General features: G+C 73.5%; 13 protein-coding genes. 12 read left to right on the top strand and 1 reads right to left on the bottom strand.

All coding sequences use genetic code 11. The features are described from left to right. Positions 1-486 precede the first annotated feature (486 nt). From AB0G01_RS22660 to AB0G01_RS22605, 12 genes are all read left to right on the top strand, one after another. Positions 487-1929 (top strand): acyltransferase domain-containing protein, encoded by a 1443-nt coding sequence (locus AB0G01_RS22660; protein WP_360948563.1) that lies wholly within the window; start codon positions 487-489, stop codon positions 1927-1929. Beyond that, positions 1926-4928, top strand: a complete 3003-nt coding sequence (locus AB0G01_RS22655) for an SDR family oxidoreductase (protein WP_360948561.1) — start codon at positions 1926-1928, stop codon at positions 4926-4928. The genes AB0G01_RS22660 and AB0G01_RS22655 overlap by 4 nt, the downstream gene beginning before the upstream one ends. Continuing rightward, on the top strand, positions 4925-7534 hold the full coding sequence (locus AB0G01_RS22650) for an SDR family NAD(P)-dependent oxidoreductase (RefSeq protein ID WP_360948559.1): 2610 nt from the start codon (positions 4925-4927) through the stop codon (positions 7532-7534). The genes AB0G01_RS22655 and AB0G01_RS22650 overlap by 4 nt, the downstream gene beginning before the upstream one ends. Further along, positions 7531-8934, top strand: a complete 1404-nt coding sequence (locus tag AB0G01_RS22645) for a cytochrome P450 (protein WP_360948557.1) — start codon at positions 7531-7533, stop codon at positions 8932-8934. Before AB0G01_RS22650 ends, AB0G01_RS22645 begins: the two co-directional genes overlap by 4 nt. Continuing rightward, positions 8927-10363 carry a DHA2 family efflux MFS transporter permease subunit gene (locus AB0G01_RS22640; RefSeq protein ID WP_360948712.1) on the top strand — a complete coding sequence of 479 codons (1437 nt, stop codon included), beginning with the start codon at positions 8927-8929 and terminating at the stop codon, positions 10361-10363. Before AB0G01_RS22645 ends, AB0G01_RS22640 begins: the two co-directional genes overlap by 8 nt. Beyond that, complete coding sequence (locus AB0G01_RS22635; protein WP_360948556.1) at positions 10360-11274, top strand: diacylglycerol kinase family protein; 915 nt, start codon at positions 10360-10362, stop codon at positions 11272-11274. The genes AB0G01_RS22640 and AB0G01_RS22635 overlap by 4 nt, the downstream gene beginning before the upstream one ends. Continuing rightward, positions 11271-12023 carry an SDR family NAD(P)-dependent oxidoreductase gene (locus AB0G01_RS22630; protein WP_360948554.1) on the top strand — a complete coding sequence of 251 codons (753 nt, stop codon included), beginning with the start codon at positions 11271-11273 and terminating at the stop codon, positions 12021-12023. Before AB0G01_RS22635 ends, AB0G01_RS22630 begins: the two co-directional genes overlap by 4 nt. 10 nt (positions 12024-12033) lie before the next feature. Then, a complete protein-coding gene (locus tag AB0G01_RS22625; RefSeq protein WP_360948552.1) occupies positions 12034-13032 on the top strand; it encodes a hypothetical protein in 999 nt (332 codons plus the stop codon). A 31-nt stretch (positions 13033-13063) separates the two neighbouring features. Further along, positions 13064-14398: a cytochrome P450 gene (locus tag AB0G01_RS22620; protein WP_360948550.1), complete on the top strand. Its 1335-nt coding sequence runs from the start codon at positions 13064-13066 to the stop codon at positions 14396-14398. After that, complete coding sequence (locus AB0G01_RS22615; protein WP_360948548.1) at positions 14395-16638, top strand: SDR family oxidoreductase; 2244 nt, start codon at positions 14395-14397, stop codon at positions 16636-16638. The genes AB0G01_RS22620 and AB0G01_RS22615 overlap by 4 nt, the downstream gene beginning before the upstream one ends. Before the next feature lie 68 nt (positions 16639-16706). Further along, positions 16707-18890 carry an MMPL family transporter gene (locus AB0G01_RS22610; protein WP_360948546.1) on the top strand — a complete coding sequence of 728 codons (2184 nt, stop codon included), beginning with the start codon at positions 16707-16709 and terminating at the stop codon, positions 18888-18890. A 463-nt stretch (positions 18891-19353) separates the two neighbouring features. Next, entirely contained in the window at positions 19354-19503 is a 150-nt protein-coding gene (locus tag AB0G01_RS22605; protein WP_360948544.1) for a hypothetical protein, read from the top strand. A 140-nt stretch (positions 19504-19643) separates the two neighbouring features. Here the strand turns inward: AB0G01_RS22605 and AB0G01_RS22600 are convergent, their stop codons facing one another. Next, positions 19644-19787, bottom strand: coding sequence for a hypothetical protein (locus AB0G01_RS22600; RefSeq protein ID WP_360948542.1), 144 nt, complete (start codon positions 19785-19787; stop codon positions 19644-19646). Between the last annotated feature and the right edge of the window lie 121 nt (positions 19788-19908).

Here is a 19908-nt window from a genome sequence, read left to right as displayed (position 1 = left end):
TGCCCGAGCCGGCCGAAATCGCGGACGTCCTCGCCCCTGGGCGAGGTCGCTCTTATGGTACGCAACTGTCTTGGAATTCCGATCCCCATGGGGAACGTGGCGGTTCGGGAATTCGCGGCAGTTGTTCTGCGGGTGTCCACTCCGGCACGTTCAGTGAGTATTCCTCATGAGAGCGGAATATAGCTTTTAGTGCCCTTGATGGTCCGATCGGGTGATGTATGCCGGAAGCGGTAAGACTTCGTGGGTGATGATCGACACTTCCGATGTCGGCAAGGTGAACGAGACGTCACCAAGGGGGGCGTTCGAGGTGAATGTCCGTCGCACCCGGCCGACTGTCAGCGGCAAACGCGAGCCCTACCGTCACGCAGTGTTGATCGACCGCCCGGCTCCACGCCCGTCCGATCGCTGTCGGAAAAACGGTGCACAACGGTCGTCGTGAATTGCGCCGGCAGCGGCTACCCGTTCTAGGAGGTCACGATTTTACGCATGGGAGAGGTCGTTGTCGGCGTATTTCCGGGCCAGGGTTCCTACTCGCCCGGCTCGTTCTCCGTGCTGCTCGAACTCCCCGTGGCGCGGCAGGTCGTGCACGAGGTAGACGCGGTGGCACGACGGGTGCTGGGGCACGGTCTGGAACCGGTCCTGGGCGAAACGCCGCTCACCGCGGACGAGTTGCTCGCCACCGCGCCGGATATCGCGCAAGTCGCGGCGTTCGCCACCTCGGTCGCGTTGTACGAGGTGCTGGCCGCCGAGGGCGTGATGCCGTCACTGCTCGTCGGGCACAGCCTGGGCGAGATCTCGGCGCTGGTCGCGGCAGGCGCGCTGTCGACGAGCCGGGGCGCGGAGGTGCTGTGCCACCGCATCGTCGCCCTGCGGGAGTGCGACACCAGCGGCGGGCGCATGGTCGCCCTGTCCTGCGACCGCGACCGGGCCGAACGGATCATCGCACTGCTGCCCACCGCCACCGCGGTGGTGGCGGTCGGCAACGGTCCGCGCCAGACGACGGTCTCGGGCACCGCCGACGAGATGGACCGCGTGCGCACCATCGCCGCCGCCATCGGCGTCGCGGCCACGTCGCTGCGCGCGCCCCACCCGTTCCACGGACCGCTGCTCGAACGCGCCCGCGAGGAGTTCGCCCACCGCATCGAGGACGTCCGCGCGGGTGACTTCGCGGTGCCGGTCCACTCGCCGATCCTCGGCCGCCACTACCGGGCGGGCGAACGGCTGGCGGACGCGCTGTCGTCGCACCTGGTGTGCCCGGTGGACTTCGGTGCCGCCGTGGAGCGGTTGCACACCGCCGGCGCGCGGATCTGGGTCGAGGTCGGAGCGGGCCGGACGCTGATCAACATCGTGCGCGCCATCCGGCCGGACGCCCTGGGCCTGGCACCCCTGGCGAGCGGCACCTCGTCGATCGCCGAGGTCGTCGACTTCCTGCGGCCACCCCCCGCCGGCCACGCGCAGGTCCGGCAGGTCAACGGCTCGGTGGTCCGCCTGCCGCTGATCACCTCGCGTGACGTGCCGGTGCTGGCCGGGCCGGTCGGCGTCGAGCAGTCGCGGCCGGCCCCCCGGGTCGCCCCCGAGACCGCGCAGGCGCTCGAACCGACGCTCGAACCGACGCCGGACGAGGCCGCCGACGCGATCACCGACCAGGCGACCGTCGCGGCGGGACCGGTGGACCGGGAGGAGCTCGCGGCGCGCGTCCGATCCGTCTACGCGGCTGTCCTGGAGTACCCGGAGGACGTCTTCGAGGACGACGCGGCGCTGGAGGCCGATCTCGGGGTCGACTCGGTCAAGCAGACCGAGCTGTTCGCCCGGATCGGGCAGGAACTGGGCATGGGCGTGCGGCCGGACGGGTTGCGCGTGTCCGACTACCCGACCTTCGGCGGTGTGGTCGACTTCTTCGTCGGCTCGCTGCGAGCGGGTGCCAGATGACTGCGGGGGGCCTGGGCGGCAAGGTCGCCCTCGTCACCGGGGGAGCGGGCAGCGTCGGCGCGCACATCAGCCGGGCGCTGGCCGAAGCGGGCGCGCACGTGGTGGTCAACTGCTTCCACTCCCTGGACGCTGCGCGCGCGCTGGTCGAATCCCTCACCGCCGACGGGCTGCGGGCCGACGTGGTGCGCGCCTCGGTCGCCCGGCGGGGGCAGGTCGAGCGGATGTTCGAGGAGGTCCGGCTGACCCACGGCCGGCTCGACGTCCTGGTCAACAACGCCGCCACCGGGATCTTCCTGCCGACCGCGGAGTTGACCGACGAGCACCTGGACCGGGCCTACGCCACCAACGTCAAGGGCGCGCTGTGGTGCTCGCTCGGGGCGTCGGAACTGATGTCCGCCGGTGGGGCGATCGTCAACGTGTCGTCCATCGGCGCGCTGTACGCACCGGCCAACTACCTGGGCGTGGGCATCACCAAGGCGGCGCTGGAGGCCCTCACCCGCTACCTCGCGGCCGAGTTCGCGGATCGCGGCATCCGGGTCAACACGGCGTCGGCGGGTTTGATCGACAACGAGGTCGGGCGGATGTTCCCGGACTTCGCGTCGGTCAGCGCGAACACCGCGGCGGCCACCTCGCTCGGCCGGTTGTGCACGCCCGCCGAACTGGCCTCGCTGGTCACCTTCCTGGTCGGACCGGACTCCTCGTACGTCACCGGCCAGTCGCTGGTGGCCGACGGCGGGCTGTCGCTGCTGCGGCAGGCCATGTCACCCGACCGGATCACCACGTCCGGAACCTCGGTGTCAGCCGCGCCGGTCACCGCACGAGAGCCGGTCGCCTCACCGGAGCCGGTCGCCGCACGAGAGCCGGTCGCCTCGCCGGAGCCGGTCGCGGAGGTCGTGCCGGAGCCGGTCGCCGCGAACGACGACCCGGTCGTCGTGGTCGGCATGGGGCTCGCGGTGCCCGGGGCGTCCAGCCCGGACGAGTTCTGGTCGCTGCTGTCCGGGCAGGCCGAGCTGTTCGTGGAGGTGCCCGCCGACCGGTGGGACGTGGACAGCTTCCACAACGACGACCCGTCCGCGCCGGACAAGACCTACCAGCGGCGCTCCGGGTTCATCACCGGCTTCACGCCGCACCCCGACCTCGACGTCGCCCCGGACACCGACTTCACCACCCTGTGGTTGCGGCACGGCATCCACCAGGCGCTGGACGGCGTGGGACGCGCCGACGCCGACCGGTTCGGCCTCTTCATCGGCTACACCCCGGACGGCAGCCAGCACCTCCAAGAGGCCCTGGTCCGCCGCGAGGTCGTCGAGTTCGCCGAGGGCGACGGGCTGCCCGCCGACGACGCCGACCTGGTCGACCTGCTCGACCGGTGCCTGCCGCGCGGCCGGTGGGCCGAGCCGCCGCACCGGGTCGTGCGGTCCGCGGCGAGCGGCCTGCTCCCCGAGGGCACCACGGTGTCGGTGGTCGACACGGCGTGCTCGTCCTCGTTGTACGCCATCGACATCGGGGTGCGCGCCATCGTGGCCGGCGAGGTGGACACCGCGCTGTGCGGCGGCGCGTTCGCGCTCGCCCCGGCCGGGTCGGGCCTCTTCGCCAAGCTGCACGGGCTGTCGGTGCGCGGTGAGGTGCGCGCGCTGGACCGCGACGCCGACGGCGTGCTGTTCTCCGACGGTGCGGGCGTCATCGTCCTCAAGCGGTTGTCCAAGGCGGTCGCCGACGGCGACACCGTGCTGGGCGTGGTGTCCGGCATCGGTCTCTCGGCGGACGGCAAGGGCAAGGCCGTCTACGCGCCGTCGAGCAGCGGTCAGGAGCTCGCCATCGAGCGCGCCCTGGGCAGGTCCGGCGTGGTCGCGTCCGAAGTGGACTGGGTGATCGCCCACGCCACGGGCACCCCGGCGGGCGACTTGGCCGAGTTCACCGCGCTGCGCGCCGCCTACGCGAGCGCGGGTCCCATCCCGGTCACCTCCAACAAGTCGCTCATCGGCCACACCGGGTGGGCGGCGGGCGTGGTGTCGGTCATCCACGCGCTGCTGGCGATGCGGCACGGCACCATCCCGGCGCAACAGCGGTTCACCGAAGCGCCGGCCGATTTCGGGGTCGGCCCGGACACGCTCCAGGTGCCCGGTCGGCCGGTCCCGTGGCCGCCGGGACCCGGGGTGCGCACGGTCGCCGTGTCCGGCTTCGGGTTCGGCGGCACGAACGCGCACCTGCTGCTGCGCGAGCACCGACCCGGCGAGCCCGCGACGTTCGGCTACGGCGAGCGACGCCCCGGCGGGCTCGTGGTCGTCGGCTGCTCCTCGCACGTCCCCGAGGACGGCCGTTCGTTCGGCCGGACCTACCCGACGCCGCCGTTCCAGAAGGTGCGGATGCCCGCGAGCGCCTTGCGCGCCACCGACCGCACCCAGTTGATGATCATGGAGTGCATGCAGCGGTTGACCGCCGGCGTGCGCGAGGCGTGCGAGTCCAGCCGTGCGACGACCGGCGTCATCGTCGGCCACATGGGGCCGACGCGCAACGCGGTGCTCTACGCGCTGCGGGCCTACCTCGACGAGCTGATGCGCACGGCACGGGTCGCGGGCAGCTCCGAAGAGGTCCAGGCGATGCTCAAGAAGCTCCGGGAGCACGCCTACGAGCGCATCGCCGCCCCCGTCGAGGACTCGTTCCCCGGCGAGATGCCGAACGTGGTGGCGGCGCGGCTGTCGAACTACTTCGACCTGCGCGGCCTCAACATCACCGTCGACGGCGGAGAGGGATCGCTCGCCGACGCGTTCGGGCTGGCCGGCCGGTACCTGGAGTTCGGCGACATCGACATCGCCCTGGTCGCCGGCGTCAACGGCAACAGCCTGGCGTCGTGGTCGCGGCTCGTCGAGGACTCCACGCCCGGTGGCGCGGAGGTCGACGTGGCCGAGGGCGCGTTCCTGTACGCGGTGACCCGCCGCGAGTACGCCGAGTCCCACGACCTGCCGGTGCTCGCCGAGATCGACTTGGAGGCGATGTGACCGGGACGTACCTGGGTGCCGAGGGTGCCCCGGAACTGCTCGCGCTGCTGGCCGGCGCGGAACCCGGGCGGGCGCTGCGCCTGCCCTCCTCCGGGCCGGGCCGGGCCGTCGTGCTGCGGACGCCGGTCCCGGCCAGGGTCGTGCAGCGGCACGTGCTGGACTGGGCGGACGCGCCGGCGGTGCCGGTGCGCGACCCGTTGCCCGCGCTGCCGGGCGGGGTGGTCGTGCTGACCAACGGCGACCCGACCGCGCTGCCGCTGCCCGCCGACGCCATCGTGCTCACCGGCGCGGCCGACGTCGACGAGGACGACCGCTGGGCCCGGGGCGGCACGCCCGCGCACGTGCGGGTCGTCGTGGACCTCACCGACCCGGCGCTGCGGTCGGCCGAGTGGTCCGCCGCCGCCCACCGCGTCCTGGACCTGCACGAGTCGGTGTTCCTGGTCATGCGGCGGTGCGCCGGCTGGTTCCCGGACCTGCCGACCGCCTCGTTCCTGGTCACCGTGGTGAGCCCGGAGCCGTCGCCGTTCACCGGGCTGTTCACCGGGTTCACCAAGAGCCTGGCGCTGGAACTGCCCGGCGTCCCGGTCGTGGCGACCGTCCACGACGACGCCGACCCGGCGTCCGCGCTCGCGGTGTCGGTCGCGGAACTGGCCAACCGCCAACTGCTCCCCGTGGTGCGGCACGAGGGTGGCCGGCGGCTCGTGACGCGGTCCAGGCCGGTGCCCGCCACGCCGACCGCGCCGCTGGTGCCGCCCGACGCGCTGGTGGTCGCGGCGGGCGGGGGACGGGGGATCGGCGCGGCCGTGCTGCTGGCGCTGGCCCGCGCGCACCGGCCGCGGATCGTCGTGCTCGGCAGCACCGACCTCGCCTCCCACGACCCGGCGCTGCTGGACGCGCCCGACGACGCGCCGGAACTCGGGCGTGCCCGGTACATCAAGGCGCGGACCGCCGGCGGGGCGACCGTGGCGCAGGCCAACGCCGGGTTCGAGCGGCTGGTCGAGGCGCGGTCCGTGCGTCGCACGCTGACCGGGTTGGCCGGGATCTGCGGGCCGGGCCGCGTGCACTACGTGCGGTGCGACCTGCGGGACACCGACGCCGTGCGCACCGCTGTGGGCGCGCTGCTCGCCGAGCACGGTGACGTCGACCTGCTGCTCAACGTCGCGGGCACCAACCGGGCCTCCGACATCCGCACCAAGTCCCGCGCGGACTTCACGGCGGTGCGGGACCTCAAGGTCCGCACCTACCTGAACCTGCGCGCGGCCTTCGCCGACCGGGCACCGCGCCGGTGGTGCAACTTCGGCTCGTTCGTCGGTTTCACCGGTCAGCGCGGGGAGACCGACTACGGTTCGGCCAACGACTTCCTCAACACCGCCGCCGAGTGCGCCCGGGACCGGGGCGGGATCGAGTTCACCATCGGCTGGACGCTGTGGCGCGACACCGGCTTGGGCGCGGGACCCGTCATGCGCGCGTTCCTGGCCAACGCCAACCAGTTCACCGCGACGCCGACCGAGGAGGGCGTGGCGCACTTCCTCGCGGAGCTCGGGCACCCCGTGCCGCCGGTGGGCACGGTCGTCTACGGCGACCGCGAGCGGGTGTCGATCGCGGCCGTGGTGCCGGAGTACGCGGACTTCTGCACCTCGTCCGCGCTGCCGTTCGTCGACGAGGTCACCCGGGCCGGCCCCGACGAGGTGACCGTGACGCGCACCTTCGACCTGGACCGCGACGGCTTCCTCGCCGGGCACCTGGTCGACGGGTACCCGACCCTGCCGGGCACCTTCGTGCCGGAACTGGCCGCCGAGGCGGCCAAGGTGCTGGTGCCGCACCGGGTGCCGGCCGTGTTCGAGGACCTGGTGCTGAGCGCGTTCCTCCGGCTCTACCCGGATCGCGGACCCCAGCCGAAGAAGATCCACGCCCGGTTGCTGGGCGAGGACGGGGCGGAGTCCGTGGTGCGGGTGCGGGTCCTGGCCGACGTGGTCGCGCCCGACGGGCGGGTGCTCGTCGCGGACCGCGAGCACTTCGCCGTCACGGTGCGGATGCGCGACGGCTACCGCCCCGCGCCCCGCTGGGAGCACTGGGCCGAGGGCGTGACGCGGTCCGTCGCGGACCCGTACCACGCGCCGGACTCGTCGGTGCTGCTGACCGGCGTCTTCGTGTCCACGGCGGACACCCGCCTGCACGACCGGGGCAAGCGGGCCCGGCTCGCCCTCGACCGGGACGGCGTCCGGCGCTGGTTCCCGGACCTGCTCGTGCCGTCCGTGCTGCTCGACGGGTTGGCGCGGGTCGCGGTGCTCGACCTCGTGGACGGCCACCGCACCCCGGTCGCGGTGCCGCGCTCGATCCGCCGCATCGAGGTGTTCTCCGCGCACAACGACCTGTCGCTGCTCGACGAGCGGGTCGAGCTGTACGCCACGCCCGCCGGGCTCGACCTGGAGGACCCGGGTGCCGCGAACCTGTGCGTCGCGGCGACCGCCGACGGGCGCGTGCTGCTCCGGATCGAGGGCACCGCCGGCCGGGTGTTCGGTCACGTCGACCAGGTCACCGGCCGCTTCACCGCCCGCGAGGGCGCACCCGCCCGTGCAGGATCTGCCACCAGGAGAGACACATGACGGCGACCGACGACGCGGCCCTGGCGACCGGGCGGTGCCCCGTGACCGGGATCGGCCCCAGGGAGGTCAGCGGGCCCAAGGGCGTGCCGGTGCTCGGCGTCACGCCGCAGCTCGCCAAGGACCCGCTGGACTTCACCCTCGCCCTGCAACGCGACCACGGCGAGGTCGCCCGGGTCGACCTGGTGCCGCGCGGGTACGTCCAGCTCACCGACCCGTCCGCCATCGAGCGGGTGCTGGCCTCCAACATCGCGAACTACGTGCGCGGCAAGCTGTACCTGGCGTTCGACGTGTTCATGGGCCGGGGCCTGCTCACGCTGGACGACGCCGAGTGGCGGGCGCACCGCAAGGTGGTGCAGCCCGCGTTCACCCCGGAGCGGGTCGCGCACGGCGTGGACCGGGCACTGGCGGCGCTCGACGACGCGTTCCGGTCCTGGGACCGGGCCGCCCGGGAAGGCCGCCGCGTCGACCTGGTCCGCGAGACCATGGCGTTCAGCGGCCGGCTGCTCGGCGAGGTCCTGGTGAGCGAGGACCTGTCCCGCACCGAGCAGCGGTTCACCCGGTCCGTCGCCTCCGCGCTGGAGGTGATCTTCAAGAACGTCAGCAGCGTGGAGGAGCTGCTGCTGCCGAAGTGGCTGCCCACCGGCTACCAGCGGCGCAAGAAGGCCGCGCGCCGCGTGTTCGACCGGATCATCGGCCGGGTCGTGGCGCAGCGCCGGGCCGTCGGCGAGGACGGTGACGACGTCGCCGGCCTGATCATGAAGTCCGACCTGTCCGACCAGGCGTTGACGGACAACCTCGTCACCATGTTCCTCGCGGGGTCCGAGACCACCGGTCTGAGCCTGATGTGGGCGCTGTACGAGCTGACCCGCAACCCGGCCGTCCGGCGCGAGGTGGAGGAGGAGGTGGACCGGGTCCTCGCCGGCGCGCCGCCGACCTTCGACCGGCTCGACGAGCTGCCGGTGACGCGATCGGTGGTGGACGAGACGTTGCGGCTGTACCCGTCGGTGTGGCAGTTCCCCCGGGACGCGGTCCAGGACGACGAACTCGCCGGCCGCCACGTGCCCGCCGGGACGACGGTGATGGTCAGCGTGTTCGGCACGCACCGCAACCCCGCGCTGTGGGAGAACCCGAACTCGTTCGACCCGGCCCGGTTCCGCGTTCCCGCCGCGCAGCGGCAGAAGTTCGCGTACCTGCCGTTCGGCGGCGGGCGGCGGCAGTGCATCGGCAAGCCGCTGGCGGTGGCCGTGCTCGTGGCGGCGGTCGCGGCGGTCTGCGGCCGGTACCGGTTCGCACTGCCCTACGGCGGGGAATCGGTGTGGCCCGAAGCCTTCATCACGCTGTTCCCGCCGGGGTTCCCGGCCGGCGGCATCCCGGTGGAGGTTTCCCGGCGTGATGGTTGAGCGCGACCGGCGCGGGTTCGGCTGGTTGCTGCTCGCGACCGCGGCACCGATGTTCCTGGTGTCGCTGAACAACCTCGTGGTCACCAACGCGCTGCCCGTGATGAGCCGCGAACTGGGGATGGGGCCCTCCGGGTCGCAGTGGGTGGTGCACGCCTACGCACTGGCGTTCGCCGGGCTGCTGCTCACCGGCGCGGCGCTGGGCGACCGGTTCGGCCGGCGTCGCGTGTTCATCGTCGCGATCGTCGTGTTCACCGCCGGTTCGGCCGCCTGCGCCCTGGCCGACTCGCTGCCCGCGCTGCTGGTGGCGCGGGTCGTGCAGGGCGCGGGCGCGGCGGCGGTGTACCCCGTCTCGCTCACCCTGCTCGCCGCCGGCGTCCCGGACCGGCGGCGCACGATGGCGGTCGGGCTGTGGAGCGCCGTCAACGGGCTCGGCATCGCGCTGGGCCCGCTGGTCGGCGGTCTGGTCGTGGTGCGGCTGAGCTGGCCGTGGATCTTCTGGCTGCTGGTGCCGATCGGCCTCGCCCTCGTGCCGCTGTGCCGGTGGCGGCTGGCGGAGAGCCGAGGTGACGACAGCGCGCTCGACCTGCCGGGCATGGTGCTCACCTCCGTGTCGGTGGCGCTGGCGGTGCTCGGCATCGCCCGCGCGGGCCGGGACGGTTGGACCTCGCCGTCGGTTCTCGTGCCGCTGGGCGCGGCACTGGTCGGCGGGCTCGCGTTCGTGCTGTGGGAACGGCGCTGCCCGCACCCGATGCTGCCGCTGCGGTTCTACCGGATCACGCCGTTCGTGCTGGGCAACGTGGTGTCGTTCACCATGTTCTTCGGCGTCTTCGGCTCCATCTACTGGCTGATGCTCTACCTCCAGGGCCCGGTGGGGTACAGCGCCCTGGAGTCCGGGGTGCGGACCCTGCCGTGGACCGCGATGCCGATGCTGGTCGCGGTGGCGGCGGGGGTGCTGGCGAACCGGGTGCGGCCGGGCGTGCTCATCGCCGTCGGCCTGGGGTGCGAGGCGGTCGCGCTCGGGTTGAGCGCGGTGCTGCTCGAACCGACCGTCGACTACCGGCTGATCCTGCCCGTCCTGCTGCTCGGCGGGATCGGCATGGGCCTGGTCTTCACACCGATGACGGCCGCGGTGCTCGCCTCCGTGCGACCCGCCGAGCGGGGCAAGGCGTCGGGTGCCAACACCACCGTGCGCGAGATCGGTTTCACGCTGGGCGTGGCCGTGATGACGACGGTGGTGCTGCGGACGGCGGACGGGCGGGGTGGCCTGGCCGATCCCGTCACGTTCGTCGAGGCGGTGCGCCCGGCGATCTGGATGGGCGCGGGCGCGGTGCTGGTCGGCGCGGTGGTCGCGGCGTTCCTGCGCCTGCCCGGGGACGGGGCCGCGCTCGCGGGCGAGGACCTCCGAGAGAAGGACGAGGTAGGACGATGAGGGTCACCGTCGCGCTGAACCCGACCGCCGGCGGCGGTCGGCACGGCACGCGGCTGGACGCGGTGCTGGACGCGCTGGGTCGGCACGTCGACGTGGAGGTGCTGACCACGCGGAGCGCGGCCGACGCGCTCGCCGGCTACCGCGAGGCGGTCGAGCGCGGGACGGACGCGCTGGTCGCGATCGGCGGCGACGGGACGTTCCACACCGCGCTGCAAGCCGTCGCGGGCGGGCGGACGCCGATCGGGCTGGTGCCCACCGGTACGTGCAACGACCTGGCCGACGCGCTGGGCCTGCCGCCGGACCCCGTCGACGCCGCCCGGTCGGTGGGCGCGGCGCTGGCGGCCGGGCGCACCCGGGAGGTGGACCTGGCGCGGATCGACTACCCGGACGGCCGGTCGGTGCGGTACGCCAGCGTGCTCATGATCGGCTACGCGGCCTCGGTCGCGGAGCGGGGAGGCAGGCTGCGCTGGCCCTCCGGCCCGCGCCGCTACGACGTGGCCGCCGTGCTCCAGCTCCCGAGCTTCCGCGCGGAGGTCTACGAGGTGGAGCTCGACGGCGTGGCGGCGACGCTGCCCGCCGTCCTGTTCGCGGTCGGCAACACGCGCAGGTTCGGCGGCAAGCTGCACGTCTGCCCGTCGGCCCGGTTCGACGACGGCCTGCTCGACGTCGCCACGATGGGGCCCAACAACCTCGTGGCGACGCTCGGCACGGTGGGGCGGCTGTTCAGCGGCGTACCCCGCGCGTCGGACACCTCGACCCGGAGGTTCCGCGTGCGGTCGGTGCACGTGGCCAACCCCGGCCTGCTCGTCTGCGCCGACGGCGAGGCGCTGCCCCCGCCGCCGTTCACCATCACCGGCGAACCGGGCGCGCTGGTCGTGCCGCAGGCCGGCGGAGCGGACGGCGACCGGTGAGCGTGGTCCTGGTGACCGGCGCGTCGAGCGGGATCGGCGCGGCCACCGCGGTGCGCCTGGGCCGCGAACCCGGTGCGCGGCTGGTGCTCGTGGCCCGCCGCGCCGACCGGCTGGCCGAGACCGCGGCCCGGATCGGCGGCGCGCGGGTGCTCGCCGAGGACCTGACCGACCCCACCGCCGCCCGGCGGGTGGCCGACCGGGTCGAGGAGGAGTTCGGCCGGCTGGACGTCCTGGTGCACAACGCCGGGGCGCACTTCGGCGGCACGTTCGCCGAGACCGGCAGCGGCCACGTCCGCCGCGCGCTCGACCTGGGCTTCGAGGCGCACGTCCGGCTCACCGAGGAGTTGTTGCCGCTGCTGCGCCGGTCGCGGCCGTCGGTGGTGGTCGTGGTGTCCAGCGTGGCCGGCCGGATCGGCCTGGCCGGGTCCGGCGCGTACTCGGCCGCGAAGTTCGCGCTCAGCGGCTGGACCGAGGCGTTGCACGCCGAGGAGCGGCCCCGCGGTGTCCACTTCGGACTCGTGCTGCCCGGCTACGCGCGCACCGAGGGTTTCCGGCACCGCGCCAGGCGGGCGAGCCCGCTGCGGCGCTGGACCGTCACCACCGACACCGCGGTGGCCGAGGCCGTCGCCCGGTCGGTGCGCCGACGCACGGCGGAGCGGTACGTGCCGCGCTGGTGGCGGCTGCCGGCTGCCGGCCGGCGGGTCGTCCCCGGCCTGCACGCCGCCGCCCGACCGGCGATCGAGGAGTGAGGACACCGCGGTGACCGCCACCGGAAGCGCACCCGACACCCGACCCGCCGGCTTCTACCAGGACCACGTGGAGCGCACCGCGACCGGAGCGGTCGTCACCCGGCTGCTCGACGGGCGCGACGACTACCTGCTCGACCACACCGTGGACGGTGTGCCGACGCTGCCCGGCTGCTTCGCCGCCGAGATGGCCGCGCAGGCCGCCGCGCTGCTCGCGCCGGGCCGCGTGGTTACCGGGTTCCGCGACCTGACCTTCGACCGGTTCGTCAAGCTCGGCGCGGCGGCGCGCGGCCCGCTGCGGGTGCTGGCCGAACTGCGGGCGGCCGACCAGGACGTGACCGTGGTCGACGTGACCGTGGTGGCCGACGTGGTGGCCCGCTCCGGGCAGGTGCTGGTCGCGGACCGGCAGCACTGCGCGGTCCGGGTCGTGCTGGCCGACGCGCACCCCCGCCCGCCCACCTGGGACGCCTGGCCCGCCTCGGCCGAGCTGCCCGTGCCCGACCCGTACCACGCCGACGGGGCACCCGTCCGGCTCGCCGGGCCGTTCCGCAGCACGGCGGGCACGCGCCTGCACCCGCTGGGGGCGCGGGCCGCCTACACCGCGCCCGCCCGGCCCGGCTCGGTGTTCGAGCGCTTCACCACCCCCGCCCTGCTGCTCGACGGGATGCTGAGGCTGAGCGGGGTCGAGCTGCTCGACGACCGGTACGTGCCGGTGTCCGTGCCGACCGGGGTCGGCCGGGTCGACCTGTACTCGGGGGCGCACGACGTCGCCCTGGGCGCGCTCGGCGGGGTGGTCGACCTGACCGGCAGCCCGCGCGGCGTCGTACTCGGTGCCGAGCCGGGCGGCCGGGTCGTCGCCGCCGCCCCCGACGGCCGGGTGCTCGCCCAGCTCAAGGACGTGACCGGGCTCGTCGTCGGCTACTTCGACGTGCTGGAGGGCCGCCACCTGCGCGCGCTGCCCGACGGCGTGCCGGGCAGGCCGACCGCCGCACCAGGCCCCATCCCCGTCTGACCACCGTGGAAGATCCCGTGGAGGAGTACCCATGAGCACCATCGCACCGGGACCGCGCGGCCTGCCGCTGCTGGGCAACCTGCCCCAGTGGCGCGCCGCGCCCGCGGAGTTCCTGCTCGGCCTGCGTCGCGACCACGGCGGTGTCGTGCGGCTCAAGATCGGCCCCTACCCGATGCACCTGGTCACCGACCCGGCGGCGGTGTACCGGGTGCTGGTGGAGAACAACCGCAACTACGTGCGGGGCAAGCTCTACGAGCAGTTCAGGCTGGTGATGGGCGACGGCCTGCTGACCACGGACGGCCCGGTGTGGAAGGCGCACCGCCGCGTGGTGCAGCCCGCGTTCCACAGCGGCGTGGTGAACGCGATCGTGCCGAGCGTGGTCGAGGCGACCGCGGAGATGCTCGACCGCTGGGAGGTCAAGGCGCGCGCGGGCGAACCGGTCGACCTGCTCGACGAGATGCTGCGGCTGACGCTGGTCACGCTGAGCCGGTCGCTGTTCGGCTACGACCCCGCCGAAGCCGTGCCCGCGATGAAGCGGATCGGTGACGCGTGCATGGAGCTGATGTTTCCGCGCGGCCTGCTCTCCGAGTACCTGCCCCGCTGGGCCCCGACCGCCCGCAACCACCGGGTCCGGCACATCGACCGGTTCTTCACCTCGCTGATCGACGACATCAGGGCCAACCACGCCCGCACCGGCGAGGGCCGGCTCGTCGACCTCGTCGAGCGGGCCGGGTGGACCGACCGCCAGGTGCGCGACGAACTGCTCACCGTCTACCTCGCGGGCCACGAGACCACCGCGACCTCCGCGTGCTGGGCGCTGTGGGCCATCGCCAACCACCGCCACGTCGAGGAGGAGCTGGTGGCCGAGGTGGACCGCGTGCTGGGCGACCGCGCGCCCGGTGCCGAGGACCTGCCCGGCCTGGAGAGCACCGGACACGCCGTCGACGAGGCGCTGCGCCTCTACCCGCCGATCTGGACGTTCCCGCGCGACGCGGTGGACGACGACGTGCTGGGCGGCTACGACGTGCCGGGCGGCACGTCGATCCTGCTGTCGCCGCTGGTCAGCCACCGCGACCCGGACGTGTGGGAGAACCCGGAGGCGTTCGACCCGCGCCGGTTCGCGGGCGACGCGGGCCGGGAGCGCGCCAGGCTGAGCTACTTCCCGTTCGGGGGCGGCGCGAGGTTGTGCGTGGGCAAGGAGATGGCGCTGCTGGAGCTGCGGACCATCGTCGCGATGGTGCTGCGGCGGTTCCGGTTGGAGGCGGTGCCCGGCCGGTTCCTGCGGTACGGCCAGTCGATGATCTCGCTGCGACCGCAGCACGGCGTGCGCGTCCGCCTGCGCCTGCGCGAATCGGTGGGCGTGTGACCGGGGGCCTGCTGCGGCAGACGTTGTCGCTGCACCCGCTGGGCCGCCTCGCTCCACCGCCGCCGGGCGTGCTGGCGACGAGGAGCGTTCTGGTGCTCAACGGCACGGCGGCGCTGCGCGCGACCGTGGCGGAGGCCGTGCGCGGGCTCGGCGGCGTGGTCCGGGAGGACGCCGACGGGCCCGTGGACGTGATCGTCGACCTGGCGCTGTGCGGCACCGGCGGCGAGGACTGGCGGCCCGCGATGCGGCGGACCGTGGCAGCGCTGCGCGCCGTCTACGGCGACTGGGCGGACGAGTCGGCGGCGGGCAGGCTGCGGTACCTCGCGGTCACGTCGCTGGGCGGCACGATGGGTCTGGCCGACCAGCCGGACGCGCTCCCGCTCTCCGGGGCGTGGGCCGGGTTGGCGAAGACGCTCCCCCGGGAGTTCCCGGTGTGCGGCGTGCGGGTGGTCGACCTCGGCCCGGTGGACGACCCCGGTGCGGCGCTGGTCGCCGAGCTGCTCGCCGACGGCCCGCTGGAGGTCGGCGTGCGCGGCGACCGGCGGTGGACGATCCTGCCGCGTGCCGCCGCCGTCGACGGCGCGGAGATCGTCATCGAGCCGACCGACCTGGTGCTGATCACCGGCGGCGGGCGCGGCATCGGGTTCGAGTTCGCCCTCGACGTCGCCTCGCGCACCGGCTGCGAGGTCGTGGTCAGCGGTCGCGGTCCGCTGCCCGGCCCGGACGAGGACTGGTCCACGGCGGACGACGGGCGCTTCGAGGAGCTGACGAAGGCCGCCTACCGGGATCGCGTCGACCCGCTGCCCGCCGTGCGCGCCCGGATCCGGCGGATGCGCGAAGCGCGGAGCGTGGTCGCCAACCTCGCCAGGGCCCGCGCGGCCGGTGCCAGGGTCCGCTACGAGGTGTGCGACGTGACCGACGCGGCGAGCGTGTCCGCACTCGTGGCGTCGGCCGGGCCGCGCCTGGCGTTCGTGGTGCACAACGCCGGCGTCGACGCGCCCACCAGGCTGGCCAACAAGACGCCGGACCAGGTGCTCGCCGTCATCGCGGTGAAGGTGGACGGGTTCTCCCACCTGCTGGCGGCGCTGGGGGACCGGCCGCTGAAAGCGCTGTGCGCGGTCGGCTCGCTCACCGGTCGCTACGGCGGCATGGTCGGCCAGGTCGACTACGCGGCGGCCAACGACGGCCTGGCCCGGCTGGCGATGTGGGCGGGGCACCGGCTGGCGTACCCGGTGAAGTCGCTGTCCTGGCCCACCTGGGACGGACTGGGCCTGATCACCAACCTGGAGGCGGCGGCCCGGTACATGCGGCCGATCCCGGTCGCGGCGGGCCTGGCGGCGTGGCGCTCGGAGCTCGCGCACGCGGGTCGCGGCGAGGTCGGGTTCCTCTCCGAGATCGGCGCGGTGACGCCGGGGCAGCTCGCCGGCCTCGTCGTGCCGTCGGACTGGGCGAACCGCGCACCCCTGCTCACCCGGCGGTTCCTGCTCGGGGAGGTGACGGCCTACCAGCCCGGTCGGCTGTTCGACACCGCGCACCGGGTGGAGGCGGGCTGGGCGGCGTTCCTCGACGACGTGCGCACGGGCGGCGCGCCCGGCGTCCCGGTGTCGCTGGCGCTGGAGTACCTGCTGGCGGGCGCGGAGTGGCTCGCGCCGCCGACCGGTCCGGACGCGATCGCGACCGCGGAGGACCTGTGGGCGTGGACGCCCGGCCTCGCCGTGCCGCACGGGTCGTGCGTGCTGCTGCGGCGCGCGCGGGTCGTCGGGACGGCGAACCCGTGGCGCGTGCGGGTGGAACTGCTGCGCGCCGGCGAGCCGGTCGCCGGCGCGGTGTTCGCGTTCGGCCCGCGCCCGGAGCCGCGCTGGTCGCCCGCCCCGGCGGCGCGCCCCCGGCGGTCCGGGGCGGACTACCGGTGGCGGCCCTACGCGGTGGACGTCGGGCCGTGGCGGGAGGGTGCCGGCGGGTGGACGACGTCCGTGCGCCCGTCCCGCCCGGCCGACCTGGTCGTGCGCACCGACCCGCCGGAGTTCCGGCTGCCCGTCGGACACCTGGAGGCGGCGCTGGCGGTGTCCCGCGCGGACGCCGGGGCGGTGCGGTGGCGGGCGGACCGGCTCGACCTGCACGGGGTGGGCTCCGGCGTGCCGGCGCGCGAGGTCACGGCGGCCGATGACGCGTTCCTGGTGACCGGGGCCGGGAACTTTCCCCTGATCGGCTTGTCGAAATCACGCTGGGTGCCGAGTTAGTCACGTTATTCTCACCAACGCGATTGTAACGCCGTTATTCAACGGTTTTCGCAGCAGAGGGGGCAGGGATGTTCGACGCATGGGGTCGCTTCGTCTACCGCAGGCGCAAGGCGATCCTGGTCGGCTCCGCGATGGTCCTGGTCACGGCCGTCGTGTGGGGCCTGGGCGTCTTCGGGTCGCTCAGCTCGTCCAGCGGCTTCGAGGTGCCCGGCAGTGAGAGCGCGCTGTCCGCCGAGGCGGAAACCGCCGACCTCGGACGCCGGGACTCGGACGTGGTCGTGCTCTACGAGTCCGCCGACCGCACCGTCGACGACCCGGAGTACCGCGCCGCCGTCACCGCGGCACTCGCCGCGCTGCCCGCCGACCAGGTGCTGTCGGTGCGCGGCTACTTCGACACCGGTTCGCCGCAGTTCGTCAGCGAGGACCGCAAGTCCACCTACGCCGTGCTGCAACTGGAGGGCGTGGACGAGAAGGCCCGCCGCGTGCACCTGCCGATGATCCGGGAGAAGGCCGCCGCCGAAGGGCTGACCACGCGCATCGGCGGCCAGGTCGTCACCCAGAAGCTCATCTCCGACCAGGTCAAGAAGGACATCGGCATCGCCGAGGGCATCGCGACGCCGGTGCTGCTGGTCGTCATGATCGTCATCTTCGGCAGCGTCGTCGCGGCGAGCCTGTCCCTGGCCATCGGCGCGGTCGCGATCTTCGGCTCGTTCGCCGTGCTGCACCTGCTGACCCTGTTCACCGACGTCTCGATCTACTCGATCAACGTCACCACCCTGCTCGGCCTCGGTCTCGCGATCGACTACGGGTTGTTCATGGTGATGCGCTTCCGCGAGGAACTCGCCCGAGGCGGCACCACCGAGGACGCCGTGGCCAGGACCGTCGCCACCGCCGGCCGCACCGTGGCCGTGTCCGGCGTGACCGTCGCGGTGTCCCTGCTGACCCTGCTGATCTTCCCGCAGACGTTCCTGAGGTCGATGGGCTTCGGCGGGGTCGCCACCGTGCTGGTCGACCTCCTGGCCGCGCTCACCGTGCTGCCCGCCCTGCTCGCGGTGCTCGGGCCGAAGGTGAACGCGGGCGCACCGAAGTGGCTGGCCCGGCGGCGTGACCGCGAGCGGACCGGGTGGGCGCGCCTGGCGCGGGTCGTGATGCGCCGCCCGCTGCTGTTCCTGCTCGCGCCCGTCGCGCTGGTGCTGGCGCTCGGCCTGCCGTTCCTGCACGTGTCGTGGGGCGGCATCGACGCCCGGATGCTGCCCCAGGGCACCGAGACGCGCGCGGTGTCCGAGGCGCTGAGCACGCGCTTCCCCGACAACGGGACCAACCCCGTCACGGTCGTCCTGCGGGACGTCCGACAAGACGCCGCCACCGGGTTCGCCGCCCGGGTCGACCAGTTGCCGAACGTGGCCAACGCCGTCGTCACCGGGGTCGCGGGCAGCACCGCCCGCATCACCGTCACCTACCCGGTCGACCGGATGTCCGGCGAGGCGCGCGCCATCGTCACCGACATCCGCGCCCTCTCGCCCCCGCCCGGTGCGACCGTCCTGGTGGGCGGCCCGACGGCCGAACTCGTCGACCAGCTCGACGACCTGGGCGACAGGCTGCCGTGGATGGCCTTGATCATCGTCCTGGTCACGCTGCTGCTGCTCTTCTTCGCCTTCGGATCGGTGCTGCTGCCGATCAAGGCGATCGCGGTCAACCTGCTGTCGCTGTCGGCCACGTTCGGCGCGCTCGTGTGGATCTTCCAGGACGGCCACCTGTCGGGCCTGCTCGGCTTCACCCCGACGGGCATGATCGAGCCGTCCATGCCGATCCTGGTGTTCGCGATCATCTTCGGCCTGTCGATGGACTACGAGGTGTTCCTGCTGTCCCGGATGCGCGAGCACTACCAGGCGACCGGCGACAACGACGAGGCCGTCGCCCGGGGGCTGAGCGGCACCGGCGGGCTGATCACGAACGCGGCGCTGCTCTTCGTGATCGTGGTGGCCGCGTTCTCGCTGTCCGGCATCACCTTCATCAAGCTCATCGGCGTGGGCATGTTCATCGCGGTGGTGGTGGACGCGACGATCGTGCGGGCCCTGGTCGTGCCCGCCGCGATGAAGCTGGCGGGCCGTGCGAACTGGTGGGCACCCAAGCCGCTCCGCGCGCTGCACACGCGCTTCGGCATCCGGGAGGACGGCGGCACCGACAACCCCGCGCCGCCAACGCTGTCGACCGACGCCGAGCTCGCGGAAAAGGGGTCGGTGTCACGCTGACGAGCACCACGCGGTGGGTGGGGGAGGGGTGTCGGCGAAGTAGCCGGTAAGGGTTCACCGACGCCGAGCGTTCGCCGCCACCGGCCAGCCGGAGTTCTTCCCACGGCAGCAACCGTTTCCACTCCTGGTATTGCGTCCGGATGCCTGCCTCCTGGCCTCGGCGCACGGCCACCTACACGGGCCGGCGCGGTGGAATCGGTGTCCAGCCCGAGTCACCGCGACGCCGTGTGTCGGCGCTCGAAAAGTCATCGCTGCTGGTCAAGTGGCTTTTCTATACTCGTTGATGCCGGGAGGGGTGTGGTCGCACCGGACTGCCGGCGGCGTGGCGGGCACCGTGGGCGTGGTCGCCCAGCGCGGGTGGTGAACCCGTAGACGAGAGTGGTTGTCGCGCTGCCGATCGCGCCCCTCGCCCTGGTGCCGATACGAGCGGTCCGTGGCGATCGGGCACAATTACCGTCAGGGGGTGGCGCTCGTGGTCTTCGAGTTCCTGGAGTCCGTGTTCACCACGCTGACCAAGTGGTCCGAGACACCCAACCCGCCGATTCCGGAGGGGCCATTCGCGTCGGTCGACGAGCGGGACAGTCGGGAAGCGGAGCCCGAGGATCGAGACTGATCGTGCGACTTCCGAGCTCGTCCAGGGCGACCGGGGGCGTATACCGGCAGCCGAGGTGTCCGCGCTGGCTGACCGCACGGGGATGGACGGATGTCACCGACCGCTCGTCGGCATGAGTGGACGTTCGGTGATGGTCTTGTCTACTGGCCGTAGGAGAAGCAGAGGTCGGTGAACAGCAGGTGGTCAAGTCGCCGCCAGAGATGTCCGGTCTTGCTGTGGTCAGGGGGCTCGTCGGGGTGAAGTGCACCTGATCGTCGGGTCGGCTCGGCCACAGCGATGTCCACACCTTCCCTCCCGGTCTCGTGGCCGCCTGGTGCGCCGGGAAACGCCGCTGGGCGGGGCCCGGAACATGGCAAGGCCGGTACCACGAGGTGGATCACCCAGGGCACCGCCGTGGCCGTCTCA

Origin of the sequence: Actinosynnema sp. NPDC023587, from assembly GCF_040640215.1 — a bacterium.
Taxonomy (GTDB): Bacteria; Actinomycetota; Actinomycetes; order Mycobacteriales; family Pseudonocardiaceae; genus Actinosynnema.
The sequence above is the reverse complement of the archived record's forward strand: the minus strand, read 5'-3'. Positions and strand labels throughout refer to the sequence as shown.